Below are 21,291 nucleotides of genomic sequence, written 5' to 3'. Positions count from 1 at the left end.
TAGTTTATCTACGGGTTGGTAAGAAAGGGTGCCGTTCTTTTTCCCAGCCGGGAATAGAAAGTAGCTTGTCCGGGAACGAAGCTGTATCCACCAGGTTTTTCCTGCCTAAGGCATTTTACATTGTGGGGCACATCGAGGATGTCGATGATCTTAACGGCATGTGATTCCATAATTCCTATTTGGGGAATTGGCAGCATATAGGATGCCACAAATTCATTAACAATAGATTATACAATAAAATGGAGGGAAACTACAAGGAGTAAGGCCACTCGAACTGTTCAGCCGGCTCCCAGAGGATCGAAGGTGGTTTTTGGGCCGGGTTGTTAAAGAACTCGGTGATAATTTGCATTGCTTTTTCACGGGATACAAATGAAAAGAGGGGAACGTGGTATTCATCGCCTGCATCGGTGAGGATGGAGGTATTTGGTTTGGTGACCCCAAACCAGGCTTCCCCGGAGTTGTCGTCGTAGCGGAATGAAATATTTTCGGGATCCTGCTCTTTGCAGGTGATGAACAGTTTGTGGTGCAGGGTGGCAAAACAGCCATCGTTAAAATACCTGACGTCTTCCGGCCGGATAGCACGGATGGTATGCAGCACCTGTTCCAATGAAAGTATTTCATTGTTTATCTGGGAGAATAAACGTGTTCTAATACTCATTGAGGTTAATTTGTATTAAATTAAGAAAAATTTTTGACCTGGGGAATAACTTAAACTTGTTGATCCTGGGGTACATAGATTGCATATATCCATAAGCCGCCAGGTTAATGGAGTCATTTTAGAAGATTATGAAGTATACATTAAATGATATGGGATGCCTGATCCCAGATGAGCCAATTATTTGGAGAGGGCAGCCAATTGAATTGCGGATTGAATCAGAGCGGAGCGGGCAGGTCAGCCCCTCGAATTAACCCCGGGTGATTTTATTGATACAAGTTCATTTTTTATGCTCTCAGTTTTTGCACAATAATCTGGTACTTGGCTACTTTCTTGCCCGGCATAATGTGTGCCTCACAACTTTTCATCGTTACTTTCACCTGGAAGGAATCGTCTCCGAATGTCAGCATTGGTGTACTGGCACCGGCTTTTAATTCCATTGTTTGTGCATTATGATCATTCCTGTCAATGGTCAGCGAAACTGCACCTGTTTGTTCATTGATGCTATTCACCCTTACAGCAATACCTTCTATGATTTCACTGGTATTCCCTAAGGCAGTATACCGGTCCAGGTCATATACAATTTCATAATTCTTTTCAGGAGCTGGTAAGCTGGTAGGTGGATGGATCATGCGCTCTATTGCATACTTTTCTGCATTCAGTTTGATGCTGGCGAACCTGTTCAGTTGTAGTTGTCTCGTAGATACGCTATCTCTCAGCTGTTCCTGTTGCACCTGTAGTTTCTCAATCTTTGCGGCATTACCATCAGGGTTTGCTTTAGCGAGTGTACTGATCTTAACTTCCAGGTCTTGCTGCGCCTGTTTGAAACTGTCTACTTTGATAGAAACCACTGATACGGAATCTTTGTACCGGCCGATGGAATCAGTGATCACCTGGATCTTACCCTGGAAATAACGCCTGAGAGAATCCCATCTCATTTGCATATCAGCGTCAGTTGTGGCGATAGACAGTACTTCGAACATCTCGGCGATCTTGTCATATTTGCCGAGCGAATCGGAGGTATACAGGTTATTGTATTGTGTGATGTAGGAGTTCAGGTATTGGTTCTCCGTTTGACGGGAAGCGATTTTGAGCTCGTAGCCTTTATAAATACAGGTGGTGATAATACCGGCTACGCCAATGATGAAGGTGCCCAGGAAGAATTTCAGGAAATCGTAACGGTATTCTTTGATTTTGACAATTGCCTCTTCTGACAGCGGTGTTTCGTTCTCTTTTATTTTAAGCATAGGGATATAGGATATAAAAACGAATGTAAAAATACATTAATATTATTATAGTCCTAATAAGGCCCCGTTTTAAAGAATCAGACTATGGTCGTTTGACACGATTGAAAAAGGTATAAAAAAAGCCTGATAAGTATTCTTATCAGGCTTTTTTTCTGTGAGCGGAAAACCGGGCTCGAACCGGCCACCCCGACCTTGGCAAGGTCGTGCTCTACCAAATGAGCTACTTCCGCTTGTATATAAGAACTTTATTTTCCTTCGAAAGAAACCCTTGTTTTTTCGTTGGGATTGCAAAGATATGTATTTAATTTTATAAAAAACAAATTTTGTATAAAAAATGTCATCAATAATATTGACGAATTAATTTTGAGCAGCTTCAATACAAGAAGACAGTGTTGGCAATAGTAATGAGTGGGGCACCAGGTATTAAAAAAAAGGCACCGACTATTGTCGATGCCTTTATACGCATTAATTACCTGTTTTGATTTCTCCGCCTTTCAGCTGTATCGTTCCTTCATATCTTTGTCCATTCTTCAATACGATAGCTTTTACGGTATGGATGTCTTTGTCTATTTCGTATTGCCCATTCCGTGAGGCGAGGCTGATTTTCGTCACGCCTTTCTCTTCTTTTGCCTGGAACTTCAGCTGGCTATACATCCCTTTTTTAAAGGCCCATCCTTCACCGGCATCCCAGTATAATTCTCCGCTTGCTTTACCTGCATTATCCAGGCAAATATACAAGGTCAGTTCATCCAGGGAATTATCGTTGGTATACTGGATCGTTTTACCTACAGGAATAATACTTCCACCTTTGAGCATCAACCTTGCCTGGTGTGCATCCTGGCTATCGCCATCCACCAGCTGCAATTGTTCCCAGGTTCCTTTGGGCAATGCAGGGTTTTGGGCAAAAGAAGGAATCACCAGCAGGTCATCACCCAGCAGGAATGCCTGGTCTTCGGCTCTCAGCCTGCTGTCTGCAGGATCATTGAAGAAGACTGGTTCCATAACCGGTAATCCGGTCTGGTGTGCTTTGTAAAACAAGGTATAGAGATATGGCAGTAAGCGATACCTGCGTTCCAGGGCAATGCGGGAAGTTTTTTCGATCTCTGCCCCAAATGCCCATGGCTCCTTATTGTTCGTACCTGCGCAGGCGTGACCTCTTGCAAATGGTAAGAGGTTTCCAAATCCAATCCAGTCGGCCCAGAGTTCACCGGATGTATTCTCTAAGAAACCTCCGATATCCGGTCCGCTAAATGGCTGGCCTGATAAACCCAGTGTAATGGACATGGGCACAGATACTTTCATAAATGGTGCTGCTGCCAGGTTATCGCCGGTCCAGGTAGCTGCAAAGCGCTGTCCACCCAGCAGGTTCGCTCTTGTGAGAATGAAAGGTCGTTTGTCAGGATTCGCTGCCATCACCCCTTCGCGGGTTGCCTGTACCATCAGTCTGCCATAAGCATTGTGATACAGGAGGTGTGGTCCAGCCGGTAATCCGCCACCACCGCGGTGAGGCGTATTGAAAGGCATTGTACCCAGGTTTCCATCCATTACCGCCGGTTCATTCATATCATTCCAGATCCCGTCTATACCATTGGCCATGAAGTTGCGATACAAACCGGACCACCATTGCCTTGTACGGGGAATAGTAAAGTCAGGAAAAGCGCAATCACCCGGCCATACCTTGCCATGATATTCCTTACCAGCGGTATCTTTCACCCACACATCCTTTGCCGTACCTGACTGATACACCCCGTAGGATGGATCTGCTTTTACGCCCGGATCGATCATGAATACGGAACGGAAGTTCTTTGCATGCAGATCAGCATTCAGCTGCTTCGGATTTGGGAAAGTGTTTTTATTAAAGGTAAAGACCCTGAAACCATCCATATAATCTATATCCATCCAGATCACATCACATGGAATCTGTTTGAGACGGAAGGTGTCGGCAATTTCCTTTACACGTTGTGCTGAGAGATAAGAGAACCTGCATTGCTGATATCCCAGGGCCCATCTGGGTGGCATTTCCATGGTACCTGTCAGTTCCGCGAGTCCTTTCACTACTTCCTGTGGAGAGGAGCGGTCGATGACAAATACCCGGAAAGGCGTACCTCCTTCTGTATTAAATGATACCTTGTCGGAATTGGTGGTCAATGTAGATTTCCACTGACTTTCAAACAAGATCCCGAAGGCGGTACCATTCTTTCTTACACCGATCACCCATGGGTGCGTCTGATACAGTCTTTTACCACTATCAGTACCATAAGCGCCGTTGTCAGTATTCCAGAGTTTGATAGTTTGCCCGTTTCTCAGCAATGGTCCTGTTACTTCACCACCTCCATACAGGCTGATGTCTCCATCTAACTGAACGCTGGCACCGGTTCCGGAAAATGTAGGTACGATATGCCAGTTAGCTGGTACCTTACCTTTGATCACCGGTTCACGTTGTAGCATTAACGATGGCGTTTTCGATGCATCAAAGCCTTCCGGAATAAAGACGGCAATTGAATTGCCTACAAGTCCCGATTGCCGGACTTTGATATTTTGTGCCTGTGCCGCACAACCAAGCAGCATGAATAAGAAGCACGTTGAAACCTTTAACATCTATTCTATTGTTAGTTAAAAATCATTCGTAGCCGGGATTTTGCACAAGCTGTGGATTGGCTCCCAAAATGTCTTTCCCGATAGGGAAGATCGCCGTATGATTATCTGCATCAGGCTGTTTATCCCACCAGGTACCGGTATTGAATACACCCCAGCGAACCAGGTCAGTACGGCGGCGGTTTTCTCCCAGGAATTCCCTGCCCCATTCATCCAGCATTTCCTGATCTGAAAGCTGACTACCATCAGTTTTGTACAGACTTGGGGATCCTGCAGGATAGTTACGCTGACGTACTGCATTCAGCAGGCTTGCAGCAGCTGCTTTATCGCCCGCCCTGTATTTGCATTCAGCCAGTGAATAGTAGATCTCTGACAGGCGTACTTCTGCATAGGCAGAGGTGATACGATTTGGATCAGGAGTAGGATACAGTGGATATTTGAGCATAAAGATACCGGAGTTGTGATCTGCATGCCCCATGTTTGATTCTTTGTCTGAAATTCGTGTACCTGGTTTTGCATCCAGGAACCAACCTACCTGATCACGGATAAACAAAGGATAGGAGCCTTTATTACCACGAACGGTATCTGTTACTGTTGCACCATTCACCTCATGTTGGTATGGCAGGTAACCATAAAGGAACATACCTTCGCGGGTACTGTTGCCCAGGTTCTTATACAATTTCAGGCGAAGGTCATCAGCGTAGTGCTGGAACTTCACAAAGGGTTTACCCAATGCATGTGAATATTCCACGCTGTCTACATCTCTGCCGGGTTGCAGTGCAAAACGTGGATTTGCACCACCGAAATCGGTGAACTTACAATATAGTGGTGCTGCATCGTAAGTCATACTCCAGAAAAACATACCACCATCATACTGCCAGTGGGTACGAGCCAGGCTACATGGAAAACCGTAGATGGTTTCAGAATTGACTGTACTGTTGGTATAGTCAAAGGGTGCATCCCAGCGGGTATCCAGTGCATAGGCACCATATTTACCATTAATGATGTCCTGTGCTACAGTGGCACAATCAGTATAATGATCCTGTCCAATATACGCCTGTGCATTCAGGTACAAACGTACCAGCAATGCTGCTGCCCCGGCCTGTGTCCAGCGGCCGATACCTTTATCGCCAAGGTCTGCTCTTTTAGGCAGATCCGGAATGGCTGCTTTCAATTCTGACTCAATGTAAGCAAAGGTTTCCTGTGGAGTAGACTGTTTATTACCGGTAGTGGTATGTTTTACATCAGTGATAATTTCAATATTGCGATAGAAATCAAATGCACGGAGATAAAACCATGCCCGCAATGTTTTGAGCTCTGCTTTGAAATCAGCCAGCTCGGTAGTGGAGACATTCAGTTTTGTTGGATCTGCAATGCTTTCCATATCCTGGAGGGAGTTGGTCGCTAATACAATGCCCTGGTAAAAAGCTGTCCAGGCACCGCTGGTAAAACCATCCTGTGTAGTCCAGGTGTGGTAATGCATACGGGCATAATAGTTACCATCCTGCCAGTCACCCTGCCTGTTATAAGTGCCTATTTCGTCGGAAGAGTTTTCATTGGCAGCATATACATCATTCCCCTGGATGCTCCAGTAAGCGTGTTCAAACGGACGCAGGAAGTCTCTGATTACATCATCTCTCCTGGTCAGGAACTGATTAACATCGACCTTATCATATACTTTTTCATCCAGTTTCGTACAGCTACCAAAGATCAGTAGCGTGGTCAGTGCAGCATTTACTATATAATTATTTTTCATTTTTATCTGTTTAGAAGGTTACCTGTAAGCCGCCCAAAAACTGGGTTGTAGCCGGATAGAAATCTAAATTGCCCTGTACACCCGGTGCAATACCGTTTACAGGATAGAGATCCGGATCGCCGCCCTTGAAGCTGGTGAATGTATGCAGGTTAGTGATGGCTGCATATACTCTGAGTGCCTGCAGATATTTGGAACTGAATTTTTGGGTGTAACCTAATGTCACATTATCAATCTTAACAAATGAGCCGGATTCCAGGAAATAATCGGAAGCCAGTGACAGGGTAGAAGAGCTGGTAAGTTTTGCATATTTATTGCCTGGATCATAAGCTGATTTCAGGGTATTGGCATCTGTTTGTGTGGCAGGTGTACCGATGTAGAATGCCTGCATGTTGAACAGTTTATAACCGAAATTGCCACGGAAGAAGATGTTCAGATCCCAGTTCTTATAGGTGAACATATTGCCGAGAGAGCCGGTGAACTTAGGCAGGCCATTGCCTACAAATTGTTTATCATCAGCATTGGCTTTGTTCGCCGTTACTACAGTGCCGTCTTTTTTATAAACCAGGAGGGCGCCATTGTCATCAACACCCGCTGATTTCAGCATATAGAAATCACCAATACGATGACCTTCCTGTACACGCTGAATGGTGCCCGGACTACCTGGAGCAGGCAATCCTGCTACATCCATGTAGGGATTACCCCGGTGTGTAGCGTTGGAGAAGGAAACGAATTTGTTATTGTTAAAGGCAGTGGTAAAGGATACATTATAATTGAAGTTGCTCTTCCTGATCACCTGCGCATTCAGTTGTACTTCAACACCGGAATTCTTCATGGTACCTACATTCATGAATGTCTGTGACTGAGGATTCGGTGGCAGTGGTACATTGTAGTAACCTAACAGATCTTTGTTGGTACGTACGTAATAGTTGATGGAACCAGCGAGCCGGCTGTTGAGGATGTCGAAATCAATACCTGCGTTGAAGTTGATGGCTTTTTCCCAACCGAGATCAGGATTCACATTTTGTGATGGACCATATACCTGGTAGGTAACACCATTGAAAGAGAAGTAGCCATAACCGCTATACAGGAGCAATGACAGGTAGTTGCCAAAATCCTGGTTGCCGGTGATACCATAGTCAGCTCTCAGTTTCAGGTCGCTGAGCCAGCTGATCTTATCCTTCATGAAGTTTTCGTCAGAGATGCGCCAGGCAACAGAAAGGGCTGGGAAATTACCCCATTTATGATCAGCACCAAATTTGGATGAACCTTCATGACGGAGGCTGGCGGTGATGATGTATTTATTATCGAAATCGTAGTTGATCCTGCCAAAGAATGCTGCGAGCTTTGATTCATTCTGGGTAGAGGATACTGCACCCTGACCATTGCCCTGTCCACCACCATTCCAGGTACCGGAGCCCAGGTTATTCCATTCGAAGGTATCAAATGGGAAATCCCAGTTGTTGCCACTGAACTGCTGATAGTTGAAATAGCTATAGGAATAGCCGCCCAGTAACTTTACATGGTGTAATTTACGATTCAGCGCATAGTTGATTGTCCATTCAATATTCTGCTGGTTGTTGTCAACCTGTTCCTGAGATGCGTAGTTGGTTTTAGTAGTCTGCCCTGCATGCACGATGGATGTCATGGTAGAGGGGCGGAAATACATATTTTTATAAGATGATTTAATGGTTGAGATAGTGGCTGTAGTGTAAAGATTTTTTAAGAGATTTACTCTTACAGAACCACTCATATCCAGTTCCCTTATCTCTGCCTGACTTTTAATCTTTTTGGCATTTTCCACGGGGTTATTAGCAAAGAACCCGGTATTGAGATAGTGGTATCCTGAACTGTCGTAAACAGGTTGTGTTGGATTGAGTGTAATAGCGTTATTAAAGTTGCCCTGATCGGAATTGCTGGTCTTCATGTACCGGGGTGCCACGTTAAGAGACACGGTATAGACATCATTTTTGGAAATATGGTTCAGGTTCAGGCGTGCACCATATTCCTTTTTCCAGGCACGGAGGTCAATACCATTTGCATTCCGGTAGTCAGCAGAAGCAAAATAATTGTCATTGGCAGTACCGCCGGACACTTGCAGGGTATGTTTCTGACCATAGGTTGGATTCCGGGTTACAGATTTTATCCAATCGGTATTGGCACCGTAATCGATTCCCTGGGTAGGGTTGGCTTTGACACGGTACTGGCGGAACTCATCCGGGGTCAGCACGCGGGGAGCCATGGTCAATCTGTCCATACTGGCATAGCCAGTATAAATCATCTTTGAATCGCCGGTTCCCTTTTTGGTGGTGACGATGATCACGCCATTACTACCACGAGTACCATAGATAGCAGAAGCTGCACCACCTTTGAGTACGTCGATAGATTCTATATCATTCTGGTTAATATTATCAATATTTCCCCCCGGAACACCATTAATGACATAGAGTGGACCCAGTCCTGCACTGCGGGAAGAAACGCCCCTGAGCTGAATGCTGGGAGAGGAGTTAGGATCCGCTGTGGCAGTATTGGTGATAGTAAGCCCCGCTACTTTCCCCTGGAGGGACATGAGCGGGTTATTGCCGGCGACTGCTTTTAGTTCATTCGCACTGACATGTGTAATAGCGCTTGACACTTCTTTCCTGTTCAATGTACCGTAACCGACACTCACTACTTCAACACCCTTCAATTCCTGTACATTTGGAGCCAGTTTTACCAACAAGGTATTCTGATTGGAGAGCTGGACTGTTTTCGTAAGGTAGTTAATAGAAGTAAAAGTGAGTGAAAGGTTGGCTTCATTTACAGATAACACAAATGAGCCGCTGGCATCTGTTGTGGTGCCAGCTTTGGAACCTACCACACGGATCGTTACGCCAGGTAAGGGATCGTTGGTGGTAGAGTCAATCACTTTGCCGGAAATTGCCCTGTTCTGAGCAAAGGTGGAATTTCCGAAAGTGATAAGGATGAGACAAATAAAAAGTCGTAAAAAGTTTCTTAGCATAACGGAGTGCTTGAATAGTTCACGTGGATTTGTTTTAATATCGCTGCAGCGGGGTCAAAATAAATGTGTTATTAAGCGACTTGGGTGGGGTAGGCGTTTCAGTCTGGGAAAATCTAACTGTTTCTAATTTTATATTACTGATAATCAGTTTTTTATTTAGTTCGTAAGCATGAAAAATCTAAGGGGTTTTGGGGCAAAAAATGTACTTTTAAGGTACTTATATATGAAGAGAATAATATTAATGGCGGTTTTTTCAATGGCCTTTTTTCAGGGTTATACACAACATGTCGATGTTGACAGTTTGATCACGGTACTAAAATCGGAATTGAAAAAAGAAAATTCATATGACCTTACCAGGTTAAACCGGATCAGGCAATTACGTGCTTCATTGCTTCTTGCAGACAGCAATAGTTTTGACCTGCGGTATAATCTGACTTCAAAAATATATGAAGAATATTCCTCCTTTAAATTTGATTCTGCTTATGTGTATGTGCAGGAGATGATCAGGTTGGCAGAGAAATTTAAAAAGCGGGATCAGTTAATAGCAAGTGAGATCCATCTGGGCTATACTTTATATTTTTCAGGGTTTTATAAGGAAGCATTCGATGTAATCGGGAAGATAGATACCACGGGGTTTTCGAAAAAGCAGTGGAGTGATTACCTGACGATGCGGGCGCGCCTGAACCAGAGTATTGCAGATTTTGACAATGATCCTTTCTTTTCGAGGGGATATTATGAGCAATCGGACCGGGATTTTAAAAGTGCGCAGGTAGTTGTACCCTATAATGAATTTGAGAAGACCATCAACCAGGCGCTTTTACCGGATTCATTGCGAAAAAGAGATTTAAGCCCTGATTACTTTTTCAATTTAATCAACCAGCAAAACCTGAGTCCGCATCATGTAGCGATGGTGGCTACGCATGTGAGTGCTGCTTTCCAGGGGAGGGATAGGATTTTGTTTTTGGCCCTGGCGGCGATCGGAGATATCCGCTCCTCTACGAAAGAAACGCTGGCGATCTTTTTGCTGGCGCAGGACCTGTATCATATGAACCAGACAAATGATGCATACATATTCATGCAGGCCGCGGCCAGGAATGCTAACTTTTATGGAGCCAGGAACCGGGCCGTGCAAATAGAATCCCTATTACCCCTGGTGGCGGGTAAGGTGATAGATGAGAAACAACATCAGCGGGATAAGCTGCTGATCGGGTTCCTGATATTTTTCCTGGTGGCAGTGGTGTTGTTCTTTTTGTTATTTATTTACAGGAAGCAGATGTTGCAGATCAGGGCCAGCGAGGCACTGATCAAAGAGAAAAACAAACAGCTGGAAGACGTGAATGAAAAGTTGTTGGAGTCTGCGAAAATTAAGGAAGAATTGATTGGTTTATTTTTTAAGACCTGTTCTTCTTATATAGAGATCCTGGAAAAAATGCGGCACCAGACCATGCATAGTATCAAACTGAAAAAATACAACGAGGTGAATGACCTGATGAAGGATATTCAGATCAATAAAGAAAAGGAGAGTTTGTATAATATGCTGGATTCTGCTTTCCTGGCAATGTTCCCGAATTTTATAGATTCATTTAATGCCTTGTTGAAGAAGGAGGACCAGATCTGGCCTAAATCGGGCGAGACGCTGAATGCCACGCTCCGCATCTTTGCACTTATGCGCCTGGGCATTCATGAGCAGGAAGCCATTGCAAAAATTCTGGACTATAGTGTGAGTACGGTGTATACGTATAAGACCCGGATCAAATCGAGGGCATTGGTGCCCCCGAATGATTTCGAGCAGAAAATTATGGAGATTAAGTTTATTAAATAACCTTGTTTGGTACGAAGGTTTGTTTGTTGATATGAGGGCCGGACCATTGCAAATGGAGTTTGGAATCACCGTTGTAATGAATGTATTCCACCCTGATGATGTTGTTTTGACCGGCTTTTAAGGGGATCGCCTGATTGTTTTCCAGGAGTTGATTGTTGACCCATACCTTAGCAGGCGTATCTCCATCTGCATAGAAGGTATATGCACCATTTTCAGTGGTGCTGAATTTGCCGATCCATTTAATAGAAAAACTATCGACAGGTATGCCGGCGCTGGCATCGGGAGAGCCTGTGCCGGGTTCATTGCCTAAGTTAAAATCGATGGCCGGTGTGACGGACACTTTTTTGAGTTCATCAAATATGCCGGTGTAATATTCAACTCTGAAGAAAGGCGTTTTATCAAAGCTGTTTCCTTTCAATCTCCGGGCTTCAGCTACAGACCAGGGATGTCCATCGGGATAGATAAATCCGTGGAAAGGAATGGCCGGTTCAGCAGCATTTAAAGGGCTGCCCCAGGGGAATCGGCAATTGTCTCTGCCGATCATCAGATCCCAGATAATGAAGCCGGTTTTCTTTGCTTCGAAGTTGTCTGCCAGTTCCAGGAAGTTTTGAGCTGGACGGTTTAAACACTCCGTGCAAAGGTGTTCGGGTCCGCCATCGTCTCCACTGTCAGCACCATACATGTGAAAGGTGTAGAAGTCGGAGTATTTAGGGCCAAAGAATCCGCTGCCTGTGGAGGTCACAGGTATTTTGGTGCCGGTAGACCGGATCCATTCAGATGCATCTTTGGTAAGGCGATCAGAGCTTTCACCTTTTAGTGGCTCATTGCATGCCTGCCAGAAGATGATGCGTGGATCATTTTTATGTGCATTGACAACCGCCAGTGTGTATGCTTTTAGCGTGTGGCTGTATGCATCGTAGTGGTTGACTTTGATATCTTCCCCGGGATTACGGTTCATCTGGCTGTTGTGAATGCCTGGCGTAGGCAGATCGTAAGGAGCCAGGTGAGCAGGTGTGCTGGTACCGCAATCAGGATCAAAGAGGATGGGTGTTACTTTCAGGCCGTTCTTGTCAGCAATACTGAGGAACTGTTCAAAGTTTTGCAGGAACTGGTCATGGTATTGATCCCAGAGGAGCCAGTGGAGGTAGATGGCAATGGTATTGAATCCGTATGTTTTAGCATAGGAGAGTTCCCGGTTGATTAATGCCGGGTTGAATTCCTCCATGGTTTGTGTTGCGTTTACCGCATTGGAAGAAGTATATACGGCACCTCGGATGTAAGACCAGTCTTTTACCAATGGTGTTGGGAGGGAGGGTACTTCCCCTGAAACCTTTGCATTGTCGAAATAAGTGTGTGCTTTTTCTGAACGGAAGCCAACAGCCCCGCTGGTAAAGGTGGTATCATATTCACATAATATTGGGGTAGTCATGTCATCGAAGAACACCCAGATATAGGGGCCTTTGCAGACTACTTTGATATGGGATGATTTACCGGGTATTACCTCTGCATCACTCAGTACTTTATAGTCGTAATGATCTACTTTCCTGATCTCTACGCGTATACGGCCTGGCACGAGGTGCAGGTCTACAAAGTATCCTTTAAAATCCAGCGCATCGTCTTTGGTAGCACGGAACAGGAGCCCTGCTTTTTCTTCTTTTTCGCTGACGCTTATATCGGCTTCATAGGTGAAGTCGGAGTAAGTGGCCTCTTTGTAAAAAATGTTTCCGCCTGTTGGATTGGTGAGCTGTCCGTTTTCGACGGACCAGTTGCCAAAGGCCTGCCATTTGGAGAGATTACCATTGTCGAAATTGTCAGAGAAAGAAGCAATGAAGCTGTTCATGACAATCAAGGAAATAGAGAGAAACTGTTTCATTTTTTAAAATTATGAATTTCTCATTGGCGCGGAGATGATATTAATTATGAATTTGCTTTTTTATGTCAGCGTTTAGCCGGAAATTCGCAGCTATGGAACAAAGGAATGGCTATTCTTCAGTGAAATTAACAAAGGAGCAGATTGCGATTATCCAATCAAAGGGGAGTGTCCGGATCAATGCCATTGCAGGATCCGGTAAGACCACGACTATTGTCGAGTATGCCGCTTCAAGACCTGGTAACCCATCCATACTATACCTGGCGTTCAATAAATCAGTAAGGCTGGAGGCGACGCGTAAATTTGAAGCAAAAGGGCTGTCAAATGTACGGGTAGAGACGGCGCATTCATTAGCCTACAAACAGATTGTATTCCAGTACAATTACAAGGTAAGAGGGCAGGGGTATAAGAACGGGGAAATAGTAGATATGCTGAGGCTGAAGGGGAATGGAGATAAGCATAGTGAGTATGTGATAGCCACGCATATCAATAAATTTCTTTCTTATTACTGTAACAGCAGTACGATAAAGGTGGTTGAACTCAATTACCTGGAAACGCTGACAGATAAGGAAGCGATTGATTTCGTTACGAAATTTTACACGGTCATAGAAAATGGCACCCGAGCCATGCTGAATAAAATGAATACCGGTGAAATAGAGATCACGCATGATTTTTATCTGAAGAAATTCCAGCTGGTCAATCCTACACTTTATTACGATTATATTCTTTTTGATGAGGCACAGGATGCTTCCGGGGTGATGCTGGATGTGATATTGAAACAGGAGGGCACGAAGGTGATAGTGGGGGATATACACCAGCAGATCTATGGCTGGCGGCATGCGGTGAACTCACTGGAGAAAGCGGATTTCGATCTGCTGCGTTTGTCCACGAGTTTCAGGTATGTGCAGGATGTGGCGAACCTGGCATCAGAAATTTTGTTCTGGAAAAATCATTTAGCTGAAACTTCAAGAGTAAGCATTTTCGGAAGGCCTACACCTGTGAAGCTGGGCAACCTGAAGGCCACGATTGCAAGAACGAACCTGGGATTGTTGTTGAACGCGATAGATTTTATCACGGATCATCCGAAGGTGAAGCATATTTATTTCGAGGGGAATATCAATTCCTATACGTATGCGGACGATGGTACTTCGCTGTATGATGTATTGAATTTGCAGAATGGGAACATTGACAGGGTGAATGATAAGGTGGTGAAGTCGATGCGGAATATGGAGGAGCTGGAAGAGTATATAGAAAAGACGGAAGATGTGCAGTTGGGCACGATGGTGGAAATTGTGAAAGAATATGGGAATGAGATCTTTGGGATCATGAAGAAGCTGAAGTCGCTGCATGTGGGAGATGATGAGCGGCATAAGGCAGAGATGGTGTTTTCTACGGTGCACAGGGCAAAGGGGATGGAGTACGATGTTGTTTACCTGGTGAATGATTTTATTGCAGAGGAGAAGCTGAGAGAACTGATTAAAAAAGAGGAGGCGGATGTAGACAGGTTGATGGAAGAAGTGAACCTCCTGTATGTAGCCGTGACCAGGACCAAGGGGCAGTTGAATATACCTGAGACACTGGTGCCAGCGGGTTTTCCAGGTTCACCTTATATCAATGTATTGAAGGTGAAGGCGGAGGGGAATCCGTATAATAACATCAAGTCTTCTTCTTTGAGGAGATTGAATAAGCATACGCCGGAAGAGAATAAGGCGAAGACTTTTATTAAGAAAAGAGAGGCTATAAAATCGGCTGGCAAGCCATGGTCGGCAAGGCAGGATGAGGAGTTGAAGATTATGTTTGAAAAAGGTATGCCGGTGAGCAGGCTCACGGTTTATTTTGACAGGACGAAAGGGGAGATATTGGAGCGGCTGAAGAAGTTAGGGTATTATTTTGATTAGGTATCATACAATGATAGGCGTTGTCGAAGCATGATTTATCGTGGTATGAGTGAGTAATCTTTTTCGGAATAATAGAAAATGTTATGAAGGTAAGAGGTGTCTGATTTGACTGTACCTCTTTTTTGGGTGATTTTCTGATCTACATAATTCACCTGGTATTGGAAGAAGGAGACCCACTTATTATTTTCCCTGCCGATGGCATCTACGTAATAAACCTCTTGTTGTTTGGTAGGTTTGTATTGAAAAAACATAGTATCCCCGTGTTTTTCCAATTCAAATCTTTTCATTAGAACAAGCTCTTCGAAGTAAAGTTGTTCGATGGCCCGTGCGGGTGAGGCGGCGAGTACTCTGACATCATGATGGTATTTTATTTTCCAGTTTTTCCCGTATTTAGCTACCAGGGGTCTTTCGGCAATAGTGTTACATGCATTCAGACTATCCCATAATTTTTCATCGGGGCTGCAGCCTAGTTCCTCGTTGTAGAATCCATATCTGCTTGCTATGATGTGTTCTTCCATTAATGTAGATGAGAATGGAAACCCGGCGGCATAGATTTTTATCAGAGTGTCTGCCTCTTTGTTTTGAGTGCCGGAAGCATGATAAGTACGGCATTGGCACAGCAAAAACAGGAAGGCTGGCAAAAGGATGTATTTCATAGTTTTTTTGTAGATTGTGGCCAATAAGACCCAATACAAATGAGACAAATTGTTCTGATTGTAGCGTTATCCCTTTCCATGTTACCCGCTTTTTCCCAGGTTTCAGTTGGCATAACAGGTGGGGGTACTTTATCCCGCTATCACTATCCTCACAATTCATTAAGCAAATATAGAACGAATACCTTTATTACGGCATGGCATGCGGGCTTAATTGCAGAAACGAAACTGGCTGGTAATTTTTATCTGCAGCCACAATTGTTGGTGAGCCGGCAGGGTGGAATTTCAGAAATTGATATGACTACAGACCAGGCCCGGAATTACGTCAAGGGGGTAAATCATACGACCTATTTACAGTTACCATTAAACCTTATTTATAAGTACAAAAGATGGTATGCAGGTGCCGGACCTTATATTGCCAGGGGGCTGGGGGGAAGGTTCCACAATAGATCTGTATACATATATGGTGATGGCGTAGGAAATATTTCTGTAACTGAAACAAACGGCAAGGTGGAGTTTAGCAGTAGTGAGGATAAGGTGAAACCTTATAACTTATATATGCGGGCGATGGATTACGGGGCGAATTTTATAGGAGGATATGAGTTTAAAAACGGGTTGTTTTTAAATGCGAACTATAGCCTGGGATTGACTGGGGTATATGGAAAAGAAACTGGTGTAAAGAATAGGTATTGGGGCCTGAGTGCGGGTTGGTTTTTTAAGAAGTGATTAGTTGCAGGTCTTTGGGATTTATTGTATAAAGTTTGCTGACGGCAAAAGGTGCAATATTTTGATGATGCCATATATGGCACTGAGATCTAGCCGGTAATTGTGCCACTACTCATCTCCTGGGGAGTACCATTACTTGCTCCGCCGTTTCCTGTATTAAACAGATACTTAACTACCAGGAAGAAAAATCCAAAGAAGTTAATAGTAGTGGAAGAGATGAGGGTGACAATGATACTATCTGAAATAGTCATAAAAGAGAGCCCTACACAAAAGATTAAAACAAAGATCAGGAAAGCCCAGATACAGGTTAACACAAAGATCCATCCGGCATATTTCTTCCGCTCCACATTATTCTGTGCGCGTGTTTTGTTTCCTTCTTTCAGGGAAACAAGCGTTTCCATCCGGATCTGTCTTTCCAGCTGCCGGTCTAAATAGGTTTCTTCTTCTATTAGTGTTGAGGAACCATTAGATGTATTGGTTGAAGGAGCTGCTTCAATGGCAGGTTCTACTCCCTGGATAGTAAATTGAGGCATATTTAGTTCGCTATGAAACGTTCAAAATAGGTTCCTATGTCGTCGTTTGGAATGAATGTTTCATTTACACCGGGTACATAGTGCTTTGCCCAGGGAGAACCTTCCTGGTGGGTCCAGTTAGAAAGCTTCACGGCATTGATTCCTTTTAATGTATTCCAGGTATAATCAATAATCTTTCTCGCATTATCATCTATGGGTGAATTATCCGGATTTACATCTTCTCTTAATACCCATTGTGTATCAGCAATGGGTGTGCTTCCATAAAACTTATAAGTATGGTATATATCAGGCACTACCGGCCCAAATTTCCAGGCCTGAAATGTCTCTTTTATAAGTGGTTGCTTATTGTAGGCGGCTAAATATAACCCATGTGCGAAATAAACCATCTTCTGAAGTTTCATCTGGGTTACAGGGTTGCCTTCTTCTATTCCTTTGTTAACAAAAATTTGAGCGATTAAGGAAGCTGGATAAGCCATAAATCAATTCTTCTTTACACTAATTTACTAATTTTTTTAGTATCTTCAAATTTACTAAATTTTAACTACCGGATCTTCTTTGATTTTAATAAGCTCCCCGATAACTATGATTTCCGGCAACTTATTATTGAATTATAGGCAGGGGAGTTTATAATTAACAATTGCTTAAAACTATAAACATATATAATACGTATATATGTGAAAAATTATAAATGAAATCGTGCAAATTAATCCCTTTTTTACTCCTGTTACCATTGTTGCTGGGCTCCTTCAGACCTCCCGGAGAAATTACCTGGACTGCCATTGGCGACTCTTTTACCTATTTGAATGATCACCTGAATGAAAGCGAATATCGTGTTAAAAAAGGCTGGATTACGAGAGTCGCTGAACTGGTTCCTGGGCTCACATATACCAACCAGGGGCATAACTACTGGACAAGTACTGAAATTGCCCAGAAATTAGACAAATTTGACCTGAAGCCATCAGCTGTATATACAATATTCCTGGGTGCAAATGATTGGTGGGTAGGTGTAAAACTGGGTACCCTGGAAGATTATTTAAACAATACCGGCCCTGGCACATTGAATGGGGCCTTCAGGGTGATCGTTGACAAAATACGGGATCTTAATCCTAAGGCTAAGATCATCCTGATAACACCGATGCAGCGAGGTGATTTTGTATACCTGCTCAATTCCAGGATCAATAGTTATGGCTCTTACAGAGACAAAAATGGTCAAAGCCTGGAAGCTTTTGCGGACGCGGTAAGAGAGATTGCCAGGGCGGATAAGATGGATGTGGTAGATCTTTATCGGGAGCGCAGGTTGGGAATCAGGCAGGCGGTGAAGTTTAAATACCTGAGGGATCCTCAAACGTATGAGTACAAAGAGTATCCTTATCCTGATTATGTGAACGTACCATTTAATGAGGCAGATGAATATCCTTATCCGGTGAAGGCTATTGATATGACATATGATGGCATACATCCTTCAGATAAGGGTTGTGCGCTGATTGCAGAGATGGTAGCGAAAGTGATAAAGACGTATCAGTTTTAGCAGTTGGTTTTTGTATGGGTCTGACTAAAAATAAAAAGGGTATCCCTCCTGGGTGGGTGAGTAGACGAATTGGCTTTTAGGCAATTCTCAGCGCCTTCATTTTATTTTTTGGTCAGTCCCATATCGAAATGCCAGCTTCATATGTTATTTCTCCTGTTAAATCGGAAGTGAATTTCATTTAAGGAAGACACCGCTATTTTTCAGGCCTTTAATGTGCTTAATAAAAATTTAACATTGGGTGAAGTTTCGCATGATTAATCCATTGACAAAGCCTACTGTACTGCATTGGGGATACCTTAGCCGGTAGTGATCCGGATCGTAAGTCTCTTTAATACCTGTTTTTTATGAACTACGTTTTTTTGTTTGATAAAATATTTTTTATAGTTTCGGCTACTAAGTAATTCATAAAGTGTCGTTATGATAATCTGCCGCTTTTTTAGAGATTGACGCCTCTTTACAAAATCACTTAAACTTCTTAACTCATTGTTTTTCAAGTAAGATAAAAGCTTACTGTAGCGGTAGCCGTACGATTTACCCAAGTTTGGCTATCTCCTCCCTGTTCGAATAGTTCATACTTTTTACCCGATTACTTACCAACGTTAACTCTATTTGCTAATGAGCCACTTCGTCATTGGTTGGTATGTGATGTATACCAAACCGCGCCATGAACATAAAGTAGCCAGGCAACTGTCGGAAAAGAACATTCCACACTTTCTGCCAACAACAAAGGAGACAGGTACAGGCAAAAACGTCATTCTGATTAAAGAGATGCCCTTATACCCATCCTATGTGTTTGTTTTTATCGATGGACCTTCAGGGTACTATAACAGTATAAATGTGAATGGTTATTGTAGCTACGTGAGTTTTGGGAACAAGATTGCCACCGTTTCAAACGATGTAATCAATAAAATCAGATTGATCACTGAAAGGGGAAGGCATATTGAGATCATGCATGTTGGCCTGCCACAGGGACAAAAAGCATTAATAACAAAAGGTCCATTAGCGGGGATTGGATGCCAGGTAGTAAGACACAAGCAAAAGAACGTTACTGTTACCGTTGATCTGCTGGGGAAGATCGTGACTGCTGTTGTTGCCCGACAGCACCTGGCGGTAGTATAGGTACAACTGTACTTATCTCTCTTATCCTTCAATTACCGTACTTTATGATCCATACCCTTTCCGACCTCCTGTCGCCCTGTTCAGATGAATCATTTCTACAAGATCATTTTGAACAGTCTGTTCTTTTGGTCAACAGAAGCGACTCAAATTTCTTTCACGGATTTCCTCTCTTTGATGATGTTAGTGTATTACTGGAAAAGGCAGTGTCGCCTGTGGCGTATACTGTGGTGCTGGAAGACGATAAAGGTGAGTTGTCACCGGAACGATATATACAATCCCGGTCTTTGCCTGGTCATCTGAAGTATAAGTATGGCGTTGATATAGATGCCTTGTTCCGCCTCTATACTGAAGGATCCGCAAATGTAATGATCAGGGGGATACATCAGCAATTTGCAGGCATCGATGCTTTGCAGCGGGCGTTGTCCGATGCATTTAATTGTACCTGCGAAACGCAGCTCTGGTTAAGTGCGGAAGGTGCTGTAGCTACATGCCCGGTGTATGATACGGCGCAGTTGTTCTTTCTTCAGCTGGCAGGTACACGCAGGTGGAAAATATATCGTGGCCCTGTCGATCATCCACTGTCCGTGCAGGCCAACCAACCTTTCCGGATGGATGAGCTGAGCCTTGAAAGCGAATGTACCACCGGACCTGGAGATACTTTATATATCCCGGCTGGTTTTGTTTATACCTCCGTAGCTATCAATGAACAAAGTGTTTTTGTCAAGGCCCGGTTCACACCTGTGAACTATTTACGCCTGGTGCTGGATGTATTGAAAGATATTGGTCTTACAACAGCTGCATTCCGGAAAACGGTTTTTATGTCGCAGCAGGATAGCGAAGCACAGGAAGCGATTGAGCAGCTGTCAGCTGTATTGGATGACCGGCTGACATTTGAGGCGATCACGGATGCTTTTATGCGCAGGCGTGCTGCTAAATGATCACTTACTAATAATGCAAAAAGTATGTTGTTTGATTTTCAACAATTAATAGCTCCTTTTAATGAGCAGGAATTTATCAGGAACTACTTTGAAAAAAGCCCCCTGGTGATCAGGCGGGGAGATCCTCATTATTATACAAACCTGTTGTCACTGGCAGGTGTTGACAATATTATAAAATCAGGTATTGGTGGTGGTTTGCAACTTACAATGAGTCATGCCGCGAAGAAGATGCTGCCAGCAGATTATATGACCGGTTGGAATACAGATTATGTGTATGGGCAGACAGGTATTGATCCACAAAAGGTATTTAAGCACTTACAGGAGGATCGTGCTTCTATCATTATCCACAATGCCATTCAATACCATCAGCCATTGCAGGACCTGGTGACAAGTGTGGATGAGGTGTTCAATTGTAGTTCCGGTGTTAACCTGTTTATTACACCCAGTCATGCACAGTGCTTCCAGGTGCATTATGATGAGCACGATCTGTTTATCATACAGGTGTCAGGCAGTAAGCACTGGAAGATCTTTGAAAGCGGCGTGTACCTGCCATTGGAGCCGCAGAATAAAAGGAGCGTAGATTTCTCGGGGCTGGAGCTGCTGTACGATATTACGCTGGAACAAGGGGACCTGCTGTATATGCCCCGTGGATTTGTACATGAAGTAACCACGACTGATCTGCTCAGTTGTCATATCACTTTGGGTATGCAAAATACCAGCCTTATTAAGCGTTTTGCAGATTATGTCACCCAGGCAGCTATGCAGGATGATCCTTTATTTAGAAAGGCTTACATCCACGGTAGCAAGCGCTCTGAATTGGCACAGCTGAAAGCACGATTGAAAGAAATGTTGTCATCAGCAGTTTATCCAAAGATCCTGCATCACCAGGGAATGCCAAAGGAGAAAAAAAACCTCCTGTCAATACCCTCGTTGTCCGAAATCCACTAAAAAAA

The 21,291-nt window shown here is 43.7% G+C and carries 17 protein-coding genes and 1 tRNA gene; 7 read left to right on the top strand and 11 right to left on the bottom strand.

The window, feature by feature from the left end:
• Positions 1-8: 8 nt before the first annotated feature.
• The 7 genes from U0033_RS11020 to U0033_RS10990 all read right to left on the bottom strand — a co-directional run bounded on the left by U0033_RS11020 (position 9) and on the right by U0033_RS10990 (position 9,251).
• Positions 9-170: a hypothetical protein gene (locus U0033_RS11020; RefSeq protein WP_177318515.1), complete on the bottom strand. Its 162-nt coding sequence runs from the start codon at positions 168-170 to the stop codon at positions 9-11.
• A gap of 80 nt (positions 171-250) precedes the next feature.
• On the bottom strand, positions 251-658 hold the full coding sequence (locus tag U0033_RS11015; protein ID WP_072356687.1) for a hypothetical protein: 408 nt from the start codon (positions 656-658) through the stop codon (positions 251-253).
• A gap of 284 nt (positions 659-942) precedes the next feature.
• Complete coding sequence (locus U0033_RS11010; RefSeq protein WP_072356688.1) at positions 943-1,902, bottom strand: hypothetical protein; 960 nt, start codon at positions 1,900-1,902, stop codon at positions 943-945.
• Positions 1,903-2,059: 157 nt separating this feature from the next.
• Positions 2,060-2,132, bottom strand: a tRNA-Gly gene (locus tag U0033_RS11005).
• A gap of 235 nt (positions 2,133-2,367) precedes the next feature.
• Positions 2,368-4,350, bottom strand: a complete 1,983-nt coding sequence (locus tag U0033_RS11000; protein ID WP_218163966.1) for a TIM-barrel domain-containing protein — start codon at positions 4,348-4,350, stop codon at positions 2,368-2,370.
• 172 nt (positions 4,351-4,522) lie between these two features.
• On the bottom strand, positions 4,523-6,253 hold the full coding sequence (locus U0033_RS10995; protein ID WP_072356690.1) for a RagB/SusD family nutrient uptake outer membrane protein: 1,731 nt from the start codon (positions 6,251-6,253) through the stop codon (positions 4,523-4,525).
• A gap of 10 nt (positions 6,254-6,263) precedes the next feature.
• Positions 6,264-9,251 carry a SusC/RagA family TonB-linked outer membrane protein gene (locus tag U0033_RS10990; protein WP_072356691.1) on the bottom strand — a complete coding sequence of 996 codons (2,988 nt, stop codon included), beginning with the start codon at positions 9,249-9,251 and terminating at the stop codon, positions 6,264-6,266.
• Between the two features lie 223 nt (positions 9,252-9,474).
• On the opposite strand from U0033_RS10990, the gene U0033_RS10985 reads away from it, so the two are divergent.
• Entirely contained in the window at positions 9,475-11,073 is a 1,599-nt protein-coding gene (locus U0033_RS10985; protein WP_072357070.1) for a DUF6377 domain-containing protein, read from the top strand.
• Here the strand turns inward: U0033_RS10985 and U0033_RS10980 are convergent.
• Positions 11,066-12,946 (bottom strand): family 16 glycoside hydrolase, encoded by a 1,881-nt coding sequence (locus U0033_RS10980; RefSeq protein WP_072356692.1) that lies wholly within the window; start codon positions 12,944-12,946, stop codon positions 11,066-11,068. The genes U0033_RS10985 and U0033_RS10980 overlap by 8 nt on opposite strands.
• Positions 12,947-13,038: 92 nt before the next feature.
• On the opposite strand from U0033_RS10980, the gene U0033_RS10975 reads away from it, so the two are divergent.
• Complete coding sequence (locus tag U0033_RS10975; protein WP_218163967.1) at positions 13,039-14,841, top strand: 3'-5' exonuclease; 1,803 nt, start codon at positions 13,039-13,041, stop codon at positions 14,839-14,841.
• A gap of 35 nt (positions 14,842-14,876) precedes the next feature.
• On the opposite strand, the gene U0033_RS10970 is transcribed toward U0033_RS10975, so the two are convergent.
• Positions 14,877-15,497: a hypothetical protein gene (locus U0033_RS10970; RefSeq protein ID WP_143150571.1), complete on the bottom strand. Its 621-nt coding sequence runs from the start codon at positions 15,495-15,497 to the stop codon at positions 14,877-14,879.
• A gap of 39 nt (positions 15,498-15,536) precedes the next feature.
• On the opposite strand from U0033_RS10970, the gene U0033_RS10965 reads away from it, so the two are divergent.
• Positions 15,537-16,220 carry a porin family protein gene (locus U0033_RS10965; protein WP_072356694.1) on the top strand — a complete coding sequence of 228 codons (684 nt, stop codon included), beginning with the start codon at positions 15,537-15,539 and terminating at the stop codon, positions 16,218-16,220.
• Between the two features lie 89 nt (positions 16,221-16,309).
• Here U0033_RS10965 and U0033_RS10960 read toward each other — a convergent pair whose 3' ends face one another.
• Both U0033_RS10960 and U0033_RS10955 read right to left on the bottom strand, forming a co-directional pair.
• A complete protein-coding gene (locus U0033_RS10960; protein ID WP_072356695.1) occupies positions 16,310-16,753 on the bottom strand; it encodes a hypothetical protein in 444 nt (147 codons plus the stop codon).
• Positions 16,754-16,755: 2 nt separating this feature from the next.
• The gene (locus U0033_RS10955; RefSeq protein WP_177318516.1) at positions 16,756-17,154 is read right to left on the bottom strand and encodes a Panacea domain-containing protein; all 399 of its coding nucleotides are present in this window, start codon (positions 17,152-17,154) and stop codon (positions 16,756-16,758) included.
• 287 nt (positions 17,155-17,441) lie between these two features.
• Between U0033_RS10955 and U0033_RS10950 the strand changes: the two genes are divergently transcribed.
• The 4 genes from U0033_RS10950 (at position 17,442) to U0033_RS10935 (ending at position 21,286) form a co-directional block, all read left to right on the top strand.
• The gene (locus tag U0033_RS10950; RefSeq protein WP_072356697.1) at positions 17,442-18,281 is read left to right on the top strand and encodes an SGNH/GDSL hydrolase family protein; all 840 of its coding nucleotides are present in this window, start codon (positions 17,442-17,444) and stop codon (positions 18,279-18,281) included.
• A gap of 615 nt (positions 18,282-18,896) precedes the next feature.
• Positions 18,897-19,400: a transcription termination/antitermination protein NusG gene (gene nusG / locus U0033_RS10945; protein ID WP_072356698.1), complete on the top strand. Its 504-nt coding sequence runs from the start codon at positions 18,897-18,899 to the stop codon at positions 19,398-19,400.
• Between the two features lie 44 nt (positions 19,401-19,444).
• Positions 19,445-20,338, top strand: a complete 894-nt coding sequence (locus U0033_RS10940; RefSeq protein ID WP_072356699.1) for a JmjC domain-containing protein — start codon at positions 19,445-19,447, stop codon at positions 20,336-20,338.
• Between the two features lie 24 nt (positions 20,339-20,362).
• Complete coding sequence (locus U0033_RS10935; protein ID WP_072356700.1) at positions 20,363-21,286, top strand: JmjC domain-containing protein; 924 nt, start codon at positions 20,363-20,365, stop codon at positions 21,284-21,286.
• Positions 21,287-21,291 lie beyond the last annotated feature (5 nt).

Source organism: Chitinophaga sancti, from assembly GCF_034424315.1.
Classification (GTDB): domain Bacteria; phylum Bacteroidota; class Bacteroidia; order Chitinophagales; family Chitinophagaceae; genus Chitinophaga; species Chitinophaga sancti.
This window is presented reverse-complemented; position numbering and strand designations above follow the sequence as displayed.